The 18,725-nt window shown below is 66.1% G+C and carries 15 protein-coding genes and 1 pseudogene; 5 read left to right on the forward strand and 11 right to left on the reverse strand.

What is annotated here, in order from left to right:
• Window positions 1–11: 11 nt before the first annotated feature.
• The 5 genes from mnmG to C7K55_RS06925 all read right to left on the reverse strand — a co-directional run bounded on the left by mnmG (window position 12) and on the right by C7K55_RS06925 (window position 6,540).
• The gene (mnmG, locus tag C7K55_RS06905; RefSeq protein ID WP_241518237.1) at window positions 12–1,922 is read right to left on the reverse strand and encodes a tRNA uridine-5-carboxymethylaminomethyl(34) synthesis enzyme MnmG; all 1,911 of its coding nucleotides are present in this window, start codon (window positions 1,920–1,922) and stop codon (window positions 12–14) included.
• A gap of 44 nt (window positions 1,923–1,966) precedes the next feature.
• Entirely contained in the window at window positions 1,967–3,514 is a 1,548-nt protein-coding gene (locus tag C7K55_RS06910; RefSeq protein ID WP_127431997.1) for an ArnT family glycosyltransferase, read from the reverse strand.
• A gap of 3 nt (window positions 3,515–3,517) precedes the next feature.
• Window positions 3,518–4,912 carry a replicative DNA helicase gene (gene dnaB / locus C7K55_RS06915; protein ID WP_106502691.1) on the reverse strand — a complete coding sequence of 465 codons (1,395 nt, stop codon included), beginning with the start codon at window positions 4,910–4,912 and terminating at the stop codon, window positions 3,518–3,520.
• Window positions 4,913–5,045: 133 nt separating this feature from the next.
• Window positions 5,046–5,504 (reverse strand): 50S ribosomal protein L9, encoded by a 459-nt coding sequence (gene rplI, locus C7K55_RS06920; protein ID WP_106502692.1) that lies wholly within the window; start codon window positions 5,502–5,504, stop codon window positions 5,046–5,048.
• A 64-nt stretch (window positions 5,505–5,568) separates the two neighbouring features.
• Window positions 5,569–6,540 (reverse strand): acyl-CoA desaturase, encoded by a 972-nt coding sequence (locus tag C7K55_RS06925; RefSeq protein ID WP_106502693.1) that lies wholly within the window; start codon window positions 6,538–6,540, stop codon window positions 5,569–5,571.
• 55 nt (window positions 6,541–6,595) lie between these two features.
• On the opposite strand from C7K55_RS06925, the gene C7K55_RS06930 reads away from it, so the two are divergent.
• Complete coding sequence (locus C7K55_RS06930) at window positions 6,596–7,405, forward strand: hypothetical protein (RefSeq protein ID WP_106502694.1); 810 nt, start codon at window positions 6,596–6,598, stop codon at window positions 7,403–7,405.
• Here C7K55_RS06930 and C7K55_RS06935 read toward each other — a convergent pair.
• A complete protein-coding gene (locus tag C7K55_RS06935) occupies window positions 7,390–8,295 on the reverse strand; it encodes an acyl-CoA desaturase (protein WP_106502735.1) in 906 nt (301 codons plus the stop codon). The genes C7K55_RS06930 and C7K55_RS06935 overlap by 16 nt on opposite strands.
• 130 nt (window positions 8,296–8,425) lie before the next feature.
• Between C7K55_RS06935 and C7K55_RS06940 the strand changes: the two genes are divergently transcribed.
• From C7K55_RS06940 to C7K55_RS13755, 4 genes and pseudogenes are all read left to right on the forward strand, one after another.
• Window positions 8,426–9,694, forward strand: a complete 1,269-nt coding sequence (locus C7K55_RS06940) for a methionine gamma-lyase family protein (protein WP_106502695.1) — start codon at window positions 8,426–8,428, stop codon at window positions 9,692–9,694.
• A gap of 68 nt (window positions 9,695–9,762) precedes the next feature.
• Window positions 9,763–10,152, forward strand: a complete 390-nt coding sequence (gene gcvH, locus C7K55_RS06945; protein WP_106502696.1) for a glycine cleavage system protein GcvH — start codon at window positions 9,763–9,765, stop codon at window positions 10,150–10,152.
• A pseudogene (gene gcvP, locus C7K55_RS06950) lies at window positions 10,152–13,072 on the forward strand (aminomethyl-transferring glycine dehydrogenase). Before gcvH ends, gcvP begins: the two are co-directional and overlap by 1 nt.
• An 80-nt stretch (window positions 13,073–13,152) precedes the next feature.
• Window positions 13,153–13,347, forward strand: coding sequence for a hypothetical protein (locus C7K55_RS13755; protein ID WP_106502697.1), 195 nt, complete (start codon window positions 13,153–13,155; stop codon window positions 13,345–13,347).
• Between the two features lie 26 nt (window positions 13,348–13,373).
• Here the strand turns inward: C7K55_RS13755 and C7K55_RS13760 are convergent, their stop codons facing one another.
• The 5 genes from C7K55_RS13760 to C7K55_RS06980 form a co-directional block, all read right to left on the reverse strand.
• On the reverse strand, window positions 13,374–13,595 hold the full coding sequence (locus tag C7K55_RS13760; protein WP_106502698.1) for a hypothetical protein: 222 nt from the start codon (window positions 13,593–13,595) through the stop codon (window positions 13,374–13,376).
• 224 nt (window positions 13,596–13,819) lie between these two features.
• A complete protein-coding gene (locus tag C7K55_RS06965; protein WP_106502699.1) occupies window positions 13,820–14,533 on the reverse strand; it encodes a rubrerythrin family protein in 714 nt (237 codons plus the stop codon).
• A 114-nt stretch (window positions 14,534–14,647) separates the two neighbouring features.
• Window positions 14,648–16,429, reverse strand: a complete 1,782-nt coding sequence (locus C7K55_RS06970) for a diflavin flavoprotein (protein ID WP_106502700.1) — start codon at window positions 16,427–16,429, stop codon at window positions 14,648–14,650.
• Complete coding sequence (locus C7K55_RS06975; protein WP_106502701.1) at window positions 16,429–18,180, reverse strand: diflavin flavoprotein; 1,752 nt, start codon at window positions 18,178–18,180, stop codon at window positions 16,429–16,431. Before C7K55_RS06975 ends, C7K55_RS06970 begins: the two co-directional genes overlap by 1 nt.
• A 108-nt stretch (window positions 18,181–18,288) precedes the next feature.
• The gene (locus C7K55_RS06980) at window positions 18,289–18,702 is read right to left on the reverse strand and encodes an Hsp20/alpha crystallin family protein (RefSeq protein ID WP_106502736.1); all 414 of its coding nucleotides are present in this window, start codon (window positions 18,700–18,702) and stop codon (window positions 18,289–18,291) included.
• Window positions 18,703–18,725: the final 23 nt, after the last annotated feature.

Here is an 18,725-nt window from a genome sequence, read left to right on the forward strand (position 1 = left end):
GCTGCTACCCCTTATCTAGTGGGGTCAAGATTAACGGCCCTTTGCAGACTTGACGAGGTTTGGCGTTTGCGTAGCTCCAGCCAGAGCAGCAGGGCCGTGACGTCGGCAGGACTAACCCCGGGGATGCGGGCGGCCTGGCCCAGGCTGAGGGGTTGGATTGAATTGAGTTTCTCGCGGGCTTCCTTTGAAAGGGTGGCAATGGTGGCGTAATCCACGTCTGCTGGTAAGGCCCGGTGCTCCTGCTTTTTCACCTGGTCGATCTGCTGCTGCTGGCGGGCCAGGTAGCCGCTGTATTTGATGTCGATCTCAGCGCCCTCACGGACGTCGCTTGGCAACTCCACCGGCGCCAGGCCCAGGCGCACCAGATCGCTGCTGTGGAAGCCGGAGCGGCGCAGCAGGTCGGCCAAGGTTATCGATCCCTTGATGGGGGCTTGGGTCTGGGCCTCCACGGCGGCGGCAGCCGGTTCGCTGCCCTTGAGGCGCACCGATTCCAGGCGCTGTTTTTCGGCGCTGATGGCTTGTTGTTTGGCGTTGTAGATGGCCCAGCGCCGCTCGTCGATCAGGCCCAGCTCCCGCCCTAGGGGGGTGAGGCGTCGGTCGGCGTTGTCGCCCCGCAGCACCAGCCGGTATTCACTGCGGCTGGTAAGTACGCGGTAGGGCTCGCGCAGATCCTTGCTGATCAGGTCATCGATCATGGTGCCGATGTAGCTGCCCTCCCTGGGGAAGTGCACCGGCTCTTGGTCCCGCACCAGGCGGGCGGCGTTGAGGCCAGCCACTAGGCCCTGGGCCGCGGCTTCCTCGTAGCCGGTGGTGCCGTTGAGCTGGCCGGCGCAAAACAGCCCGGCTACCCGCTTGGTTTCCAGCGACGGCTTGAGCTGGGTGGCGGGCAGGTAGTCGTAGTCGACGGCGTAGGCGGGCCGCAGCATCACGCATTGCTCCAGGCCCGGCAGGGTGCGCAGCAGTTCGAGCTGCAGCCGCTCCGGCAGGCCGGTGGAGAAGCCCTGCACGTAGATCTCAGGCGTGTCGCGGCCCTCGGGTTCGAGAAAGATCTGGTGGCTTTCCTTCTCGGCGAAGCGCACGATTTTGTCTTCTATTGAGGGGCAGTAGCGGGGCCCCTTGCTGTCGATGAAGCCGCCGTAGATCGGCGTCAGGTGCAGGTTGTCGCGGATCAGCTGGTGGGTGGCGGCCGTGGTGCGGGTCATGTGGCAGCTCATCTGCTCGCCGCTCACCCAGGAGGCCGGATCAAAGGAGAAGAAGCGATCTACGGCATCGCTTGGCTGCTCTTCGAGTTGGTCGAGGGCGATGCTGCGCCGGTCTACCCGGGCTGGGGTGCCAGTTTTGAGCCGGCCCATCTGGAAGCCCAGCGCCTCGAGGGCTTCGCTGAGGCCAACGGCGGCCTGCTCTCCTGCCCGGCCGGCGCTCATCGACTGGCTGCCCACCCAGATCTGCCCGCCCAGGAAGGTGCCGGTGGTGAGGATTACGGCGGCGGCGCCGTAGCTGCTGCCGAAGTAGGTGCTGATGCCGCTGATGCGGGCGTCCTCGCCGGGGGTGCCCTCCACCACCAGCCCGGTCACCATCGCTTCGCGCAGGGCCAGGTTTGGCGTGTGCTGGAGCAGCTGCAGCATCTGGCGGGCGTACTGGCGTTTGTCGGTCTGGGCACGCAGGGCCCACACAGCGGGGCCGCGGCTGGCATTGAGCACCCGCTTCTGCAGGGCTGTGGCATCGGCCAGCCGGCCGATCACCCCTCCGAGGGCATCCACCTCATGCACCAGCTGGCTCTTGGCCGGACCGCCCACCGCCGGGTTGCAGGGCTGCCAGGCGATGCGATCGAGGTTGAGTGAAAACAGGGCCGTGTTTAGCCCCAGCCGAGCGGCGGTTATGGCGGCCTCACAGCCGGCGTGGCCGCCGCCCACCGCGATCAGATGAAAGTGTTCGTTGGGGCAACGGGTGTATTCATGATCGAATCCTAGGAATCGGTGCCGGAGGGCTTGTGGTGTTGCCGATCCGGCAGCTCGATCCAGGCGTATTGAATGGCATAGGGCTCATCAGGGTGCCAGTGAGACGGCAGGGTCAATCTCTGCCAGTTGACCCGTGGCTTCTGCAGATTTGGGCTGCCCGGTGGCGTGGGGTCCAGAACGCGGGCCAGCAGGGGGGCGATTGACTCGGTCTTGTCCCGACGGTCGATCAGCACCAGCAGGCGGCTGCCCGGCGTGGGCGCTTGGATCCGTAGCGGGGCCCCCGGTTTCAGGGCGAGGGGGGTGAGCACCGGTATCTCCGGCAGTGTCTTGCGGGCGTTGCCGCCAATCAACCCATTGCTGGCCAGGACCAGATCGGGTACGCCGTGGCGCTGTTGGATCTCAGTCAGGAGCTGGGGTATAGGGTAGTTGGGGCGGCTGGTCTTGCCGGTGAGAGCTGCCAGGGCTGTCCGCCCTGGCAGCAGAAGGGCTGCGCTGCCAGCAGCTGTGACCCCCACCCGGATCGCCCAGCGCAGGCGGTTGGCCGGCAATGGACTAACCAGGCTGGCGGCACTCACCGGCACGGCGAAGAGCAGGGTCTGATACCAACGGTCCTTGATGCGAGTGGCGCCGCTGGCGAGTACCACCACAAGCAGCACGGCCACCACCACCAGGGGCAACCGTTGCAGCAAAGCCTGCTCCGGAGCCCGGGCCGCCGGCGCCAGATGGAGGTTGGCTCTGTCGGGCCAGAGCAGGGCCAGTGTGGCGATCCAGAAGGGTGTAAGAAAGGCGATGCCGGCCGCTAGGGCGCTGAACAGTCCGCTGCCCGGCAGGGCGTCCCGTGGGCGGGTTTTGGCCATGCTGCTCAGGGCTAGATCGCTGTGGCTGAGCACCCAGTTCAGGTGGGGGGCCAGCAGCAGGCCTGCCGTGAGGATGGCTAGCAGCAGCTGGGGTCGGGCTAGGGCCTGACGGCAGCGGGGAATGGTGAGGGCCGTGAGAAGCAAGCCCGCGTCGAAGATGGCCACGTTGTACTTGCTCAGCAGACCCGCAGCCACGGCCAGGCCAAGCAGCGCGTGGTTGCCCCAGTTGGGCCTTTGGGTGACGCGCAGTAGCTGCAGCAGGGTGCAAGCCGCCATGGTGGTGGCCAGCACGGAGTGGGTGAGGTCGCGCTGGGCTTCCCAGATGAGTTGGGGGATCAGCGCCAGACCACACACCACCAGTAGCTGCTGATCGCGGCGGAAGTTGAGCTGCTGGCCTATCCGTAGCACCGCCGCCACGAGCAGGCTCAGCAGCATCACCTTGAGCCCACGCAGGGGCCACAGGGCTGGCCCCGTGATCAGAAACACCAGCCTCACCAGATAGGTGTACAGCGGTGGCTGGGGCCCGTAGCCCAGACTCCAGCTCTGGGACAGCAGTAGTTGTTCGGCCTGGTCCAGGTCGGCCGTGGCTGACACCAGGCCCTGGCTGATCGCATTGAATAGCAGGTAGAGGCTGATGCCAAGCCATAGTCGCAGCGTGAAGCTGCCCATCCAGGCGTTGTTGGGGGGGGCAGGCGTCACGGATCAAGCCGCCAGGTTGCGGAAGCGGGTGAACTGGGGCTCAAACAACAGCTTGACCGTGCCCACCGGGCCGTTGCGGTGCTTGGTCACGATCACCTCCGTAATGCCCCGGTCGGGGGTTTCCGGGTTGTAATACTCGTCTCGGTAGATCATCAGCACCAAATCGGCGTCCTGCTCGATTGAGCCCGATTCGCGCAGGTCACTGAGCATCGGCCGCTTGTTGGTGCGCGATTCGACGCCGCGGCTCAGCTGGGATAGGGCGATCACCGGCACGTTGAGCTCGCGGGCCATGCCCTTGAGGCCCCGGGTGATGCGGCTGAGCTCCTGCACCCGGTTGTCGGGGGTGGAGCCCTCCATCAGCTGCAGGTAGTCGATCACGATCAGGCCCAGCTCCTTTCCGGTTTCGGCCATGAGCCGGCGGCAGAGGGAGCGCATCTCCAGCACGCCTGAATTGGGTTTGTCGTCGAGGAAAAGGGGCAGCTGGCCCAAGCTATTGATGCCCTGGCCCAGCAGGGGCCACTCCTCCTGCTGCAGCCGGCCGGTGCGCAGCCGTCCGCTTTCGATGCCCACCTCCATCGACAGCAGGCGGTAGGTGAGCTGCTCCTTGCTCATCTCCAGGGAGAACACACACACCGGCAGCTGGTGCAGCTGGGCTACGTTTTTGGCGATGTTGAGCACGATTGAGGTTTTGCCCATCGCTGGCCGGCCGGCCACGATGATCAGGTCGCTGCGCTGCAGGCCCTGGGTGATGGCATCGAGGTCGTAGAAGTTGCAGGGGATGCCGGCCACGGCGGTGCCCAGCGAGCGGCTCTCGATCTCGTTGAAGGTGCTGGTGAGGATCTCGGCGGTGGGGGTGAGGCCGGTGCTGGGCTTCTCCTGGCTGATCGCGAAGATCTTTTGCTCGGCCTCATCGAGCACCTGCTCCATCGGCTTGCTCTGGTCAAAGCCCAGGGCAATCACCTCATTGCCGGAGCGAATCAACTGGCGCCGCAAAAACTTGTCCATCACCAGGCGAGCCACCTGGTCGATCGAGGCCGTTGAGGTGATGCGCTCCACCAGCTCCACCAGCCGGCCCTGACCGCCCACCTTCTCCAGGGCGCCGGTGTCCGCCAACCAGGCGCACATCGCCGTGAGGTCGGTGGGTTTGCCCTGGCTGTGCAACATCACCGCCGTGCGGTAGATCTCGCGGTGGGCGCCGAGATAAAAGGCCTCTGCCTGCAGCACGTCGGCGATGCGGCCGATGGCGTCTGGGTCGAGCAGGATGCCGCCCAGCACGGCCTCTTCTGCCTCCAGGTTCTGGGGCGGCACCGAATCGGGCAGGGCCTCAAAACGGGCTTCCGAGCGCCCGTCTGAACGGGATTCGCGGCTGCTGGATTGGTTTAGGGGAACGCTCACCATGATCTTGGGGGCGCTTAGCCAGGAGGGCAATCTTGAGCGCGGCGGCGCCATTTGGCCACCCCACGGGCCCTACCGGTGGGGGTTCAACACACAAGCTGCCCTATCCCTGGGGTTTCAACCGGGGGCTCGGGACTCAGAAGCTGGCGACTTCCAGGTTGAGCTCGGCGGTGACTTCGGGGTGGAGCTTCACCTGCACCTTGTAGGAGCCGGTGCGGTGGATTTCGGGCACCGTGATGTCGCGGCGATCCACTTCTTTCTTGGTGGCAGCTTCGATCGCTTCGGCCACGTCACCGTTGGTGACGGTGCCAAACAGCACGTCGTCGCCGCCGGTTTGCTTCTTGACCGTGAAGCGGCCGATCGTGTCAAGGGCGGTGCGGAAGGCGATCGCCTCAGCCTTGAGGGCAGCCTGACGCTCCGCCTCCTTAGCGCGGCGCGCTTCCACCTGGCGCAGCACAGCTGCAGTCACGGGCTGGGCCTTGCCGGTGGGAACCAGGAAGTTGCGGGCGTAGCCGGGGGCTACCTCCACCAGATCACCGTTCTTGCCCAGGCTGAGAACGTCTGCGTTGAGGACGACTTGAACGCGCTTAGCCATGGCAAATAAGTAGGAGATTGATCAAGACCCGATCCAACACCCTAAATCAGGGGGTGATCAGGCCTCAGGTCCGCTGAGGCTCAGCAGCTGCGGGCAGGCGTACGTGCTTGGCCAGTCCCAGGAAGCGCATCAGGCGGATGTGCTGCCAGGTGAGATCGATTTGGGGGCCAAAGCCGTGGCGAGCCGAGTGGGGAAAGGCGTGGTGGTTGTTGTGCCAGCCCTCGCCGAAGGTGAGCGCCGCGACCCACCAGTTGTTCTTGGAGCCATCACCGCTGTCGTGGGCAACGCTGCCCCAAAGGTGGGTGGCCGAATTCACCAGCCAGGTGCAGTGGTACACAACGACCAGGCGCAGGGGAATGCCCCAGAGAACCAGGGCCCAGCCACCAGCGCCCGTGGCGGTGCCGATCCAAAACAGCAGGGCCGCTAGGGGCGCCTGCAGCAACAGGAAATTGGTGTTCAACCAGCGGTAGTAGGGATCTTTGGCGATATCGCCGGTGAGCCGGGGCACGGCAGCCATGGCGGGGATGGCCTGGAGCATCCAGGCCATGTGGCTCCACCAGAAGCCCTTGAGGCTGGTGTGGTGATCCACTTCCGTATCGGAAAACTTGTGGTGGTGGCGGTGCAGGCCCACCCAATCGATCGGGCCGTGCTGGCAGCTGAGGGCGCCGCAGGTGGCGAAGAAACGCTCCAGCCACTGGGGCACCCGGAAGGCGCGGTGGCTGAGCATGCGGTGGTAGCCAATCGTCACGCCCAGGCAGGCGGTGACCCAATAGAGCACTAGGAAGCTGGCCACGGCGGGCACGCTCCAGAACTGGGGCAGCAGGGCAACCAGCGCCAGCACATGGATGACGGCCATGAAGCCGATGGTGACCCAGGGGGTGGTTTTCGACCCCTTGGCGCTAGCGGCCTTGCCATGGCGCGGCCGGTGCAGGGCCTCGGCGCGGCGCTCGCCGCTGACGCCTTGGTTGATGAAGGCGGGCTTGCGGGTGGCAAGGCGCTGGGCGGCTGGTGCGCTGGGGCTAACTGGTGCGGCCATAACGGACCGACTCCGTACTGATCGGTAGAATGGTAGCAATACGGATCCATATCGCGTGGGGTACCGGGAAGATCTCCTATCGGGTCGGGTCGCTTTTGCCCATCTAATCAAGGTGTGGCATGAGCGCAACGGCTGGTCGCACCGGGTGTTGCCGGCCCTGGCTGAGGCCCTCGATCTGGGCCGGGTCCACAACTCCCAGCTCTCGATGCTGCGCAACGGCAAGCTGGCCTCCCCCGGCCCGGAGGTGTTCCTGGCCCTTGGTCGTATCAATCAGCTGCTGGCCCGCGAGGTGCGTGGCGGCAGCCTGGGCGACGGCCTGCGCCAGCGCCTGGCCGACAGCCCCGAGCTGGTAGCGGCCCTGGAAACCTCTGCCCTGCCCGTGCAGGACGAGGGCGCTCCGGTGCTGGGGCCCGGCGAGCTGCTGGAGGTGTTTGTGGGCCTGCGCCAGCCGCCGGTGGCCTTTGATCTGCGGATCGATGCGGCCGAAGCTGTGCCCTTGAGTGCGGCTTTGGCCCAGTTGTTCACGGCGGGGCGGCCCTGGCGTTTGTGCCGCGAGCCGGTGCTGGCTGCCTATCCGGTCGAGAAGCGGCAGCGGCGGGAGCGGTTTGCCGAGGTGATGGCGGGCCAGCGCGATTTTTCCGCAGCTGAGCTCGACAGCGAACTCCCTGATATGCGCCGCACCCTGGCTCGGCTGGGGGCGACGGGCGAGGCGGAGCTGGAGCCGGATCAGTTTCTTGAGCTGCTGCGCCAGCAGGCCAAAGCGATGGGCTTAACGGCCACCGGCGCCATGGCAAAACTGGATCTAGCAGCTGCAATTAGGCAGCAGATCCAGGCTCCGCCAGCCAGCCCTCAGGAGGGGTTGTAGCTCGCTTCCCGCACTCGCTTGGCCCAGCCAAGCTTGCGCAGCAGCTTGATGTGCTGCCAGGTGATGTCGAACTCAAACCAGCGCAGGCCGTGGCGCGCTGAATGGGGGAAGGCGTGGTGGTTGTTGTGCCAGCCCTCGCCGAAGCTCAAGATTGCCACCCACCAGCAATTGCGCGAGAGGTCGGGGGAATTGAAGTTGCGGTAGCCGCAGAAGTGGGTAGCGGAATTCACCAGCCAGGTGACGTGATAGACGATCACCAGGCGCAGGGGGATCGCCCAGAGCACCAGGCCTAAGCCGCCGCCATGGACTCCGGCCAGCTCGCCATACCAGTAGAGAGCGACGCCGAGCGGCAGCTGCAGCAGCAGAAACCAGCGATCCAGCCAGCGGTAGAAGGGGTCGCGCTGCAGGTCGCCGGTGAGCCGGCCCACGTGTTGCAGGGCCGGGATTTCGTGCAGCATCCAGTCGCTGTGGGCCCACCACAGGCCCCGGGCCGCGTCGTGGTGGTCGTTGGGTTGGTCGGAATACTTGTGGTGGTGGCGGTGCAGTCCCACCCATTCGATCGGGCCGCTCTGGCAGGCCAGGGCTCCCATCAGCACTAGGAGGTGCTCCAGCCACAGGGGGGCACTGAAGCTGCGGTGGGTCAGCATCCGGTGCAGCCCCAGGGTCACCCCCAGCACGGTGGTCCAATAGAGCACCGCCAGCACCACCACGGCCTGCCAGCTCCAGAAGCGCGGCAGCAGGGCAAACACCGCCCCCACGTGCATCACCAGCATGAAGCTGGTGGTGCCCCCCTTGAATTTGCGCTGGCGGCCCGGCAGGGGTTGGCGCCTTTCGGATACGGCAGCGCGGATGCGCTGATCCTCAAGCGCGCTGGGTGTGGCCGCACCCAAAACTTGGGCCGAATCGGTGCTGACTACCAAGGAACTCTCCGGGTGGTGCTCGCCCGATTCACGCCTGGGCAGCTGGGGAAATCTAGCTAGGCGTCGCCCGGCAACATGGGACTCCCTGAGGGCTAGGCAGATGGCGGATGCAGCGGAGGCCTTGGCCCGTCGGGCCGCCGAGCGGGTGGCCGCTGCAGTGGCCTCAACCGCCGCTGCCGCCGCCCACCACACCAGCCAGGTGCAGCAGCGGCTGGCCCGGGTGCTTGAGGCTTTCGCCGCCGAGCGGCTCGGCAGCCAGCACTTCGCTTCGGTGAGCGGCTACGGCCATGGCGATCAGGGCCGGGAGCTGCTGGATCGGGTGTTTGCCCGGGTGCTGCAGGCCGAGGCGGCGGCCGTGCGCCTGCAATTTGTCAGCGGTACCCACGCCATAGCAGCGGCGTTGTTTGGTGTGCTGCGCCCTGGCGACCGCCTGCTTGCCCTCACCGGCCGCCCCTACGACACCCTCGAAGAGGTGATTGGCATCCGCGGCAGCGGCCAGGGCTCCCTGGCGGAATTCGGCATCGCCTACGCCGAGCTGGCGCTCACCGCCGCCGGCAGTGTCGATTTCGACGGCCTGGAGGACGCCCTGGCTATTCCTACCCGCATGGTGCTGATCCAGCGCAGTTGCGGCTATAGCTGGCGGCCGTCCCTGTCGGTGGCCCAGATTGGCCTGCTCTGCGAGCGGGTAAAAGCGCTCCAGCCCGGCTGCGTGGTGTTTGTCGACAACTGCTACGGCGAGCTGGTGGAGGCCCAGGAGCCCACGGCGGTGGGGGCCGATCTGATTGCCGGCTCCTTGATCAAAAACCTCGGCGGCACCATCGCCCCCACCGGCGGTTACGTGGCTGGCCGGGCTGAGTTGGTGGAGCAGGCCTGCTGCCGGCTCACGGCGCCGGGTATCGGCGGCGAGGGGGGCACCAGCTTTGACCTCAACCGCCTGCTGGCCCAGGGACTTTTCCTGGCTCCCCAGATGGTGGCTGAGGCCCTGATCTGCAGCGAGCTGGTGGCGGCCGTCTTCTCGGATCTGGGCTACGCGGTGCAGCCCCTGCCCGGTGCCCCCCGCAGCGACGTAATCCAGGCGGTGCGGCTCGGCGATCCCGAGCGGCTCAAAACCGTTTGCCGCGCCTTTCAGGCCGCATCACCGGTGGGCGCCTACCTCGATCCGGTGCCGGCGCCGATGCCCGGCTACGCCAGTGCCCTGGTGATGGCGGGCGGCACCTTCATCGACGGCAGCACCAGCGAGTTTTCCGCCGATGCGCCGCTGCGGGAGCCCTACGTGCTGTTTGCCCAGGGCGGCACCCACCGCGCCCATGCCCAGATCGCCCTGGAGCGGGCTCTGGTGGCACTGGCTCAGGCAGGTCACCAGGTTTGATTCCGCCGATCTCACCGCCGTTTATCGCCCCCACTTCCGACAGAATGGCGCGTACTTGTTGCTCTGCAATGGCGCTCCCCATCTCCGGTGATTGCCGCTATGCCGACAGCCACGAATACGTGCGCCCTGAGGGCGAGAGGCTGCGGCTGGGCCTGAGTGCTTTCGCCGTCGACCAGCTCGGCGACATCGTGTTTGTGGAGCTGCCCGCAGTGGGCGCCAGCCTTGTTCAGGGCGCCAGTTTTGGCAGCGTTGAATCGGTGAAGGCGGTGGAAGATCTGCTGGCGCCGGTGAGCGGTGTGGTGCTGGCCCGCAATGAGGCGGTGCTAGCTAGCCCGGAGGAGCTGCAGAACGATCCCTACGGCGAGGGTTGGCTGCTGGTGCTCCAGCCAGCTGATCCGGCCCAGCTCGCTGGACTGCTGGATGCGGCCACCTACTCCGCCAAGGTGCAGGGCGCCTGATGGGCACTGCGGACTCACCAGCCCTTTCCTTTATTGGGCGCCACATCGGTCCGAGCGCCGCTGAGCAGCAGCGGATGTTGGCGGAACTCGGAGCGTCCAGCCTCGAGGCCCTGGCCGCCCAGGTGGTGCCCGCCGATTTGCTTCTAGATCCGGCGGCCTCGGCTGCGGGTTTGCCCGAGCCCTGCAGTGAGGCCCAGGCCCTGGCTGAACTTGCCGAGATCGCTGCGGCCAACCAGCTGCAGCGCAGCTTGATCGGCCAGGGCTACTACGGCACCGCCACGCCGGCGCTGATCCAGCGCCAGGTGTTTGAAAACCCCTCCTGGTACACCGCCTACACCCCCTATCAGGCCGAAATTGCCCAGGGCCGGCTTGAGGCCCTGCTGAATTTTCAGACCCTGATCAGTGAGCTCACCGGCCTGCCGATCGCCAATGCCTCCTTATTAGATGAGGCCACCGCCGCCGCTGAGGCCATGGCCATGGCTAGCGCTGTCTGCAAGCGCACCGGGGCCGGCCGCTTTCTTGTGGATCGGGCCGTGTTCCCCCAGACCCTGGCGGTGCTGCAAACCAGGGCCGAGCCCTTGGGCATCCAGCTTGAGCTGGTGGCAGCCGAGTCGCTGGCTTCAGCTCCCCTGCCAGCGGATGCTTTTGGTTTGCTGATCCAGCTGCCTGGCCGCCAGGGCCGGCTCTGGGATCCCAGCGAGCTGCTGTCTAGCGCCCGCCAGGCCGGGGTGATCACGGCTGTGGCGATCGATCCCCTGGCCCAAGTGCTGCTGGAGCCGGTGGGCCACCTCGGCGCTGATATCGCCGTCGGTAGCGCCCAGCGCCTGGGGGTGCCGCTGGGTTTTGGCGGTCCCCATGCCGCTTTTTTGCCACGGGCGAGCAGTTCAAGCGCCAGATCCCCGGCCGCCTGGTGGGGCGCTCGCTGGATGCGGCAGGCCAGCCGGCCCTGCGACTGGCCCTGCAGACCCGCGAACAACACATCCGCCGCGACAAGGCCACCAGCAACATCTGCACCGCTCAGGTGCTGCTGGCAGTGATGGCTGGCTTTTATGCGGTGCACCATGGCCCCGATGGCCTGGAGGCGATCGCCCGGCGCTTGCTCAGCCTGCGCGCGGCCCTTGTGGCTGGCTTGGAGGCCCTGGCTCTGCCGGTGTTGTCGGGCCAGGGTTTTGACACGGTGTGGCTGCCCCTGCCGCCGGATCAGGCCGAGGTGCTGGTGGCTGCTGCCCTGGCGGCTGGCTTCAACCTGCACCAGGCAGAAGATGGCGTTGGCATCAGCCTTGATGAGCTGAGCAGCGCCGAGGAGCTGGAGCGGCTGCTGCGGGCGCTGGCCGGGTGCGCTGGGCCTTGGCATGAGCTGGGCAACAGCCCGCCTGCTGGTAGGGCCATGCCCCTGCGCCAGCAGCCTTGGTTGCGGCAGAGCGTCTTCCATCGCTATCGCAGTGAAACCGAGCTTTTGCGCTACATCCAGCGCCTTTCTGCTAAGGATTTATCGCTGGTGCACGGGATGATCCCGCTGGGTAGCTGCACCATGAAGCTCAATGCCGCCGCCGAGCTGGCGCCGGTGAGCTGGCCGGCCTTCAGCCAGCTGCACCCCTTCGCCCCGGCTGAGCAGGCCGCCGGATACCAGCTTCTGGCAGCGGATCTAGAGCGCTGGCTGGCGCTGATCACCGGTTTTGCCGGTGTGTCGCTGCAGCCCAATGCCGGCTCCCAGGGGGAATATGCCGGCCTGCTGGCGATCCGGGCCTGGCACCGCAGCCAAGGGGACGCCCATCGCACCGTTTGCTTGATTCCCACCAGTGCCCATGGCACAAACCCAGCCAGCGCCGTGATGGCCGGCCTGCAGGTGGTGGCGGTGGCCTGCGATGAGGCCGGCAACATTGATCTCGCCGACCTGGAGGCCAAGGCAGCTGCCCACGCCGAGCAGCTGGCGGCGCTGATGGTCACCTATCCCTCCACCCACGGCGTGTTTGAGCCGGCTATTCGCCGTATCTGCGAGCTGGTGCACGCCCGCGGCGGCCAGGTGTACCTCGATGGCGCCAACCTCAACGCCCAGGTGGGCCTGTGCAAGCCGGGTCTCTACGGCGCCGATGTCTGCCACCTCAACCTGCACAAGACCTTCTGCATTCCCCACGGCGGCGGCGGCCCCGGTGTGGGCCCCATTGCGGTGGCATCCCACCTACTGCCCTTCTTGCCGGGTGCCCCTGGCCAGGCTGGCGGGGTGGGGCCCGTGGCTGCGGCACCCCTGGGCAGTGCTTCGATTCTGGCAATCAGCTGGATGTATATCCGCATGATGGGAGGTGCGGGCCTGCGCCAGGCCAGCCAGGTTGCCCTGCTGGCCGCCAACCTGCTGGCCGAGCGCCTGGAGCCCCATTTCCCCGTGCTTTACCGGGGCGCTGGCGGGCGCGTGGCCCACGAGTGCATCCTCGATCTGCGGCCGCTCAAGCGCAGCTGCGGCCTGGAGGTCGATGACCTGGCCAAGCGCCTGATGGACTACGGCTTCCATGCCCCCACGGTGAGCTGGCCAGTGGCGGGCACGGTGATGGTGGAACCCACGGAAAGCGAGTCGCTCGCTGAGCTCGACCGCTTCTGCGCGGCCATGGTGGCGATCCGCCAGGAGGCCGCGGCGCTGGAGGCCGGCAGCGCCGATCCCCTCAACAACCCCCTCAAGCGAGCCCCCCACACCCTGGCTGCCGTGACTGCTGACCACTGGGATCGGCCCTATACCCGCCAGCAGGCGGCATTTCCGGCTGGTGAGGATCAGCGCCAAGCGAAGTTTTGGCCGGCGGTGGCCCGGATCGACAACGCCTACGGCGATCGCAACCTGGTGTGCACCTGCCCGAGCATGGAGGAGCTGGCAGGGCAGGAGCTGGCAGAGCAGGAACTGGCCCAAGTGGTACCAGCTGCCACTGTTCATTAGTGCCGTCATGGCGCACACTGTGCGGGCTTGACGCCTGTTAACAGGCACAATCAGCGCTTTAGCCATTCATTCTCGGGACCATGAAGGGCAGCAACGACGGAACTGATACAGGAACGGGCCAGGTGCTGCGGGTGGAGGGCACCAACGTGGTGCGTGTTCCTTTTGGTGTGCGTCGCTCCCGCCGTCCCCGTCCCCAGCGTCCCGATCACTGGGCCACCCTGGTGCTGCCTTTTCACATCCACCACGACCCAACGCCACCTCCCCAGGCAGCTTGAAGTTGGGTTTGGCTAAATCAAGCCGCTTAAATTGCTTCGCCCAAGCGCCAATCAACTAGGGCTTTGACGTCAGCTAGGGAGCTGGCGGGTGCCCGAAATGGCAGCAGATGCATGGGACTTCGCTCGGGGCGCACCAGCCAGGTGAAATCGGCCTGGGGGATCAGCACGAACCCCCGATAACGCACCGTTGCCCGCACCCCGAGGGGATAGTTGCTAGTTGAGGCGATAGCGGTGCTGGCGCTGGCCATTCTTGGGGTCAAAACTGCAGCTATTGCAGCGGGCTGGCGGCAAATTCGCGGCCGTTTACTGAATTACTTTGGGATTGCCTTTACACCCTGCAAACGGTCTGCGCGGATCTAGGCCTAGACCCTGAAACCCCATTGCTTAACGGGGTTTTTGCTCTGGACTTTTCGACGTAGCAATTGGTTGAGATAGTGTTCTGGGCTACAAAAATTGCAGCCCAGTTGGGGTATTAAACACCCAGAAGTTGGGGCTCCCGGTAGGGCACGAAGCTGGCCTTGCGGGCGCCGCAGATCGGGCAACGCCAGTCGTCGGGGATCGCCTCAAAGGGGGTGCCCGGAGTGATGCCGGAATCGGGGTCGCCTGCTGTGGGGTCGTAAATCATCGAGCACAGTTTGCAGATCCACTTGCCCGCTACGGGCTCATCTGCCTCTCCTGCCACCCCCTTGCCCTGCAGGGCTTCGAGGGCGATGCCATAGCGCTCGGCGTGGTGCTGCTCGATCGGCGTCAGCAGGCCGAAGTTTTTGGCGGCGGTGCGAAAGATACCGGCGTGCTGCTGTGATTCGTCGATCTGCTCCTTGAATTCAGCTGCGGCTTCGCTATCGCGATCGGTGCGGGCCTGGGCGGCAAACTCCGGATACATGGTCGTGTATTCGTAGGTTTCGCCCTCGATCGCCAGCTCCAGGCAGCGGCTGAGCAGGGCCTGCTTCTGCTCGCCGGAGAGGTTGGCGGGATCGTCGATGACGAGTTCGGGATGGAGCAGCCGGAAGTGGGCGAAGGCGTGCTCGGTTTCCTGGGCGGCGGTGTCGCGAAACAGCTTGGCCAGCTCGGGGTTGCCGACCTGCTTGGCCACCTCCGCGAAAAATAGGTATTTGCGATTGGCCATGCTCTCGCCGCCAAAAGCGGCTTCAAGATTGGCCTTGGTGCTGGGCTTGGCGATATCCATGGCTTGGCAGGTGTAGTAATTGGTGGGGAGTTTAGCTTGTCCGTAGCCGATACGACTATGAGTTAGCTGTGTTTGCGTGGCCCCGTGACTCCGGGGCCACGGGCTTTGCGGCTCTCAGTAGTTGGCGCCGCTGCGGCGCTGGTGCACGGCCGTGGTGGCGCTGGCGTCGAGCACGCCGCCCTGGCTCACCTGGGCATACAGCAGCCAGTGGTCGCCGCATTCCATGCGCTGCTGCACCGTGGCCTCCAGCCAGGCCAGGGCCTCCGGTAGAAGCGGTTGGCCGCTGGGGCTGTGCTCCAGCTCCAGGCCGGCGAAGCGGTCGGCGCCTGGGGCAAACGGCTGCAAAAACTGCTTCATCGGACCGTTTTCACGCCCTGCGGCCAGCACGTTGAGAGCAAAGCGATCGCCGACGTGCAGCAGGGCCTCCACCGCCCGGTCTTTCGCTACGGCCACAGTGAAGCCAGGCGGTGAGAAGCTGGCCTGGCTCACCCAGCTGGCCACCATGGCGCTGCTGAGGCGGTTGCCGCCCTCCCCTTTGCTGGTGGTGAGTACGCAAAGGGAGCCCACCACCCGGCCCAGGGCCTGCACTGCTGGATTGCTGCGGCTCTCGCTGAGTCCGCCACTGGCGGTTCGGCGCTGCGCCTTGCGCTGTTCGCTCTGCAGTTGGCGGCCAAGGGCGGTGCCGGTTTCCTCGATGGCTTTGAGGCTGGCCGCATCGGGGCTGAACTTCACCTTGATCGGTTCAAAGGCGAAGTGGAAGCCGCCATCGCGCAGCTTGCTCTCCAGCAGATCCAGGGCTTCACCGCTCCAGCCAAAGCTGCCAAAGACCCCAACCGGCTTGCTGCGGTCGCCCTCAGCTAGCACCGTGCCCAGGGCTGACACGATCGGTGTGGGGGCATGGCCGCCAAGGGTGGGAGAGCCGATCAAAATCGCATCGCAGCTGCGGATCGCCGCCAGCAGCTGCTCAGGTGGCGTGAACTCGCAGTTGATGCTCTCCACCCGCACGCCGGTGCGGGCGACCCCCTGGGCGAGGGCATCGGCGATGGCGGCCGTGTTGCCGTAGGCGCTGGCAAACAGCAGTGCCACCGAAAGGCGCGCCCGCTCCTGGGTTGCGCCCCAGCGGTGGTAATCGTTGAGGAGGCTGCGCCAGCTCTCGCTGATCGCCGGCCCGTGGCCGGGCGCAATGGTGCGGATGTCGAGGGCTTCGAGCCGCTCCACCACCGACTCCACCTGGCGCGCCATCGGTGCCATCAGGCAGTCGTAGAAGTAGCGGCGGTCTTCCTCACTGCTGCTGCGGTTGGCCTCAGCGAAGCTTTCGCTGCAGAGGTGGGCCGCGAAAAACTTGCCACTCATCAGCAGGCCGCTGGTCTCCTCGAAGGCCATCAGCGCCCCGGGCCAGCGGGGGGTGGGGGTGGGAATCAGGCGCAGCACGTGGCCGTCGACGAGGTTGCGGCTGGCCTCCTGCTTCACCACATCGATCCGAGGTAGCGCTGGGATCGGCTCGGGGGTTGTCTCGCTGCCGGGGGCGACCGGTTTCTGCAGGTTCCAAAGCTCTTCGAGCAGCTTGGCGCCGGTGTTGGAGCTCACCAGCAGCTGGTTGGGCCAGCGGGCCGCCAGTTGGTGCAACAGGGCTACCCGATTGGGGTTGACGTGACCCACCACCACCTTCAAGGGGGCCTCGGCTGGCACCAGCTTCGCCAGCTCTGCTAGGAAGGGCTCGGCAAAGGAGGCGCCGGGGGGATGGACCAGCAGGGGCACCTCCTGGAACAGGAAGCTGTTGGCGGTGGTGCCGCGCTCCAGGCCGTATTCCACCTCGAAGCGCAGCCGGTTGGGGCTCAGCCCCTTGAGGCAGATCAGCCCCGGCTCGATGGGGAGCTGGATGACTTGGCGGGCCATTAGTAGTGGTTCCCGACTTTGCGGTGGTGCACGGCGGTGCTGGCTTCGGTGTCGGCCACGTTCCCCTGCTCCACCTCGGCGTAAATGATCCAGTGGTCGGGGCCTTCGAGGCGTTGCACCACGCGGCAGCCCAGGTAGGCCAGGGCATCACCGAGCACCGGGCCGCCCGTGGCGGCGCCCTCGAGGGTGCTTACCCCGGCGAAGCGGTCGGCTCCTGGCGGGAAGCGCTTGAGGAAATGGCGCAGCAGCTCCTGGTGGTTGTCCTCCCGCAGGATGTTGAGCACGAAGCGATCGTTCACCTGCAGCAGCGCCTCGATGGCCCTGTCTTTGGCTACCGCCACCGTGAGGCCGGGGGGCTCGAAACTTGCCTGGCTAACCCAGCTGGCCACCATCGCCGAGCTGCGCGTGCCCTCCGGTGTCTCCTGCCGCGCCGTCACCACATACAACCCCCCGGATAGGCGACCCAGAGCCTTGTCGAGATCGGCATCGAGAGACTTCATCGCGGCGATTGTCTTCTCCTTGGTGAGCAGCTGGCCTAGGTCGGTGCCGGCTTCCTCGCAGCGCTGATAGTCGTTGCCGCCAGGCACCTGGCGCACCCGCAGCGGTTCAAAGGCGGTCTTCTGGCCGAGGCTGCGCAGCTGGCTGGCCACGGTGTCGATCGGCTCGTCGTCACCGCCGAAGGCGTCGTAGCTGCCCACCCACTGCTTCGGTTTGAGGGCCGCTAACAATGTGCCGATCGAAGCTTGCAGCTCGGCATCGGGCCGGGCTGGCCAGGTGGGCACCACCACGGCGCTGGCTTCACCGATCAGGGCACTGAGCTCCTGGGCGTCGGTGGCGCGCAGATCCACCAGCTGCACTGCGGCGCCGGCCTTGCCGATGCCGCGGGCAATCGCCTGGCTGAGCCGGTCACAGAAGCCGTATTGGCTCAGATAGCAAACCGCCGCATAGTCCTCGCCGCTGCTGCGCTCTGAACTCCACTCGCGGTAGTCGCCCAACCACAGGCCGAGGTGGTGGCGCAGCAGGGGCCCATGGCCCACAGCCACTGTGCTGATCTCGGGCAGGCCATCCATGCGCTTCAACGCCTGCAGCACGCTGCGGGCGTTGGGGCCCATCAGGCAGTCGTAATAGAAGCGAAAATCGGGGGCTATGGCGCCGGGATCGGTGTCGAACAGCTCCTTGGAGCAGTAGTGCAGGCCGAAGGCATCGCAGGTGTAGAGGATGCCGGTGCCGTGGTCGAAGGAAAAGATCGTGTCGGGCCAGTGCAGGTTTGGAGCGCTGAGAAACTCGAAGCGGTGGGCCACGCCACTGGTGGGGTTGGTGCCCAGATCGAGCTCTTCGCCGCTTTTTACCGCCCGGCTTTTGAAGGGCCGGTGCACCTGATTCTCAAGAAACTGGATCGCCACCTTGGAGCCCACGATCTCGATCTCGGGGTTGAGGTCGAGCAGGTGGCCAATCAGTCCCGAGTGGTCGGGCTCGGTGTGGCTCACGATCAGGTGATCGATCGCCAGCGGGTCGATCTGCTGCTCCAGCAGCGGCAGCCAGGTGTCCTCAAACTTGAGGTGGCTGGTGTCGATCAGGGCTGTGCGCGCGCCCCGCACCAGGAAGCTGTTGTAGGTGGTGCCGTTGCGCAGGCCAAACTCAATATCGAAGCGGCTGCGGTCCCAGTCGAGCGAGCGGATTGTGGTGGTGTCCGGTCCGATCGGCTCGCATTGCAGGCTCAGCCGGGCTGCGGTTGCGACGGCACCAACCATGGATCGATCCGCAATTTGCCCAACTTTAGGAAGCCCGCCCACAAAAAAGGCCCGGCGGGTGGGCCGGGCCTGGGAGGGGTCTCTTCTCTCGTGTCCGCTCGGCCCTGATCAGCCCTCCACCTGCACCTGCACGGTGGTGAGGTTCTGGGCCTTAGGTGCCGTCACGGTGAGCAGGCCGTCGCGGTAGTGGGCTTGCAGGCTTTCACGGTTGATGCCACCGGGAAAGCGGAAGCTGCGGCTCCAGGTGCCGTAGCGGAATTCGCTGATCAAGGAGGCCTGTTTGGCGACCGGGGAAGAGCCATCGGGGCTCGGCTGGCGGCGCTCGGCGTTGATCACCAGGCTGCGGTCTGTGGCCTTGACGTCGATCGAGGTCTTATCGACACCGGGAAGCTCCAGGGCGATTACGTAGGCGGCATCGGTTTCGTGCACCTCGGCGGCCGGCACTCGTTCGGCGGCGGGACGCTCGGCAGCGCGCAGTTGTTGCTCGAGTAACTCGAAGGGATGTTGGTGCAGGGTGAGCATCGGATGTTCTCCGGGACACAGCC

This window comes from Cyanobium usitatum str. Tous (assembly GCF_003011885.1).
GTDB classification, from domain to species: Bacteria; Cyanobacteriota; Cyanobacteriia; order PCC-6307; family Cyanobiaceae; genus Cyanobium_A; species Cyanobium_A usitatum.

What these genes read in the sequence shown, in the direction of transcription:
- C7K55_RS13755 (WP_106502697.1), top strand. Translation starts at nt 13,153, where the DNA reads ATGAAGGGCAGCAACGACGGAACTGATACAGGAACGGGCCAGGTGCTG.
- C7K55_RS06925 (WP_106502693.1), bottom strand. Translation starts at nt 6,540, where the DNA reads ATGGCCGCACCAGTTAGCCCCAGCGCACCAGCCGCCCAGCGCCTTGCC.
- C7K55_RS06975 (WP_106502701.1), bottom strand. Translation starts at nt 18,180, where the DNA reads ATGGTTGGTGCCGTCGCAACCGCAGCCCGGCTGAGCCTGCAATGCGAG.
- dnaB (WP_106502691.1), bottom strand. Translation starts at nt 4,912, where the DNA reads ATGGTGAGCGTTCCCCTAAACCAATCCAGCAGCCGCGAATCCCGTTCA.
- C7K55_RS06980 (WP_106502736.1), bottom strand. Translation starts at nt 18,702, where the DNA reads ATGCTCACCCTGCACCAACATCCCTTCGAGTTACTCGAGCAACAACTG.
- rplI (WP_106502692.1), bottom strand. Translation starts at nt 5,504, where the DNA reads ATGGCTAAGCGCGTTCAAGTCGTCCTCAACGCAGACGTTCTCAGCCTG.
- C7K55_RS06970 (WP_106502700.1), bottom strand. Translation starts at nt 16,429, where the DNA reads ATGGCCCGCCAAGTCATCCAGCTCCCCATCGAGCCGGGGCTGATCTGC.
- C7K55_RS06940 (WP_106502695.1), top strand. Translation starts at nt 8,426, where the DNA reads ATGGCGGATGCAGCGGAGGCCTTGGCCCGTCGGGCCGCCGAGCGGGTG.
- C7K55_RS06965 (WP_106502699.1), bottom strand. Translation starts at nt 14,533, where the DNA reads ATGGATATCGCCAAGCCCAGCACCAAGGCCAATCTTGAAGCCGCTTTT.
- gcvH (WP_106502696.1), top strand. Translation starts at nt 9,763, where the DNA reads ATGGCGCTCCCCATCTCCGGTGATTGCCGCTATGCCGACAGCCACGAA.
- C7K55_RS13760 (WP_106502698.1), bottom strand. Translation starts at nt 13,595, where the DNA reads ATGGCCAGCGCCAGCACCGCTATCGCCTCAACTAGCAACTATCCCCTC.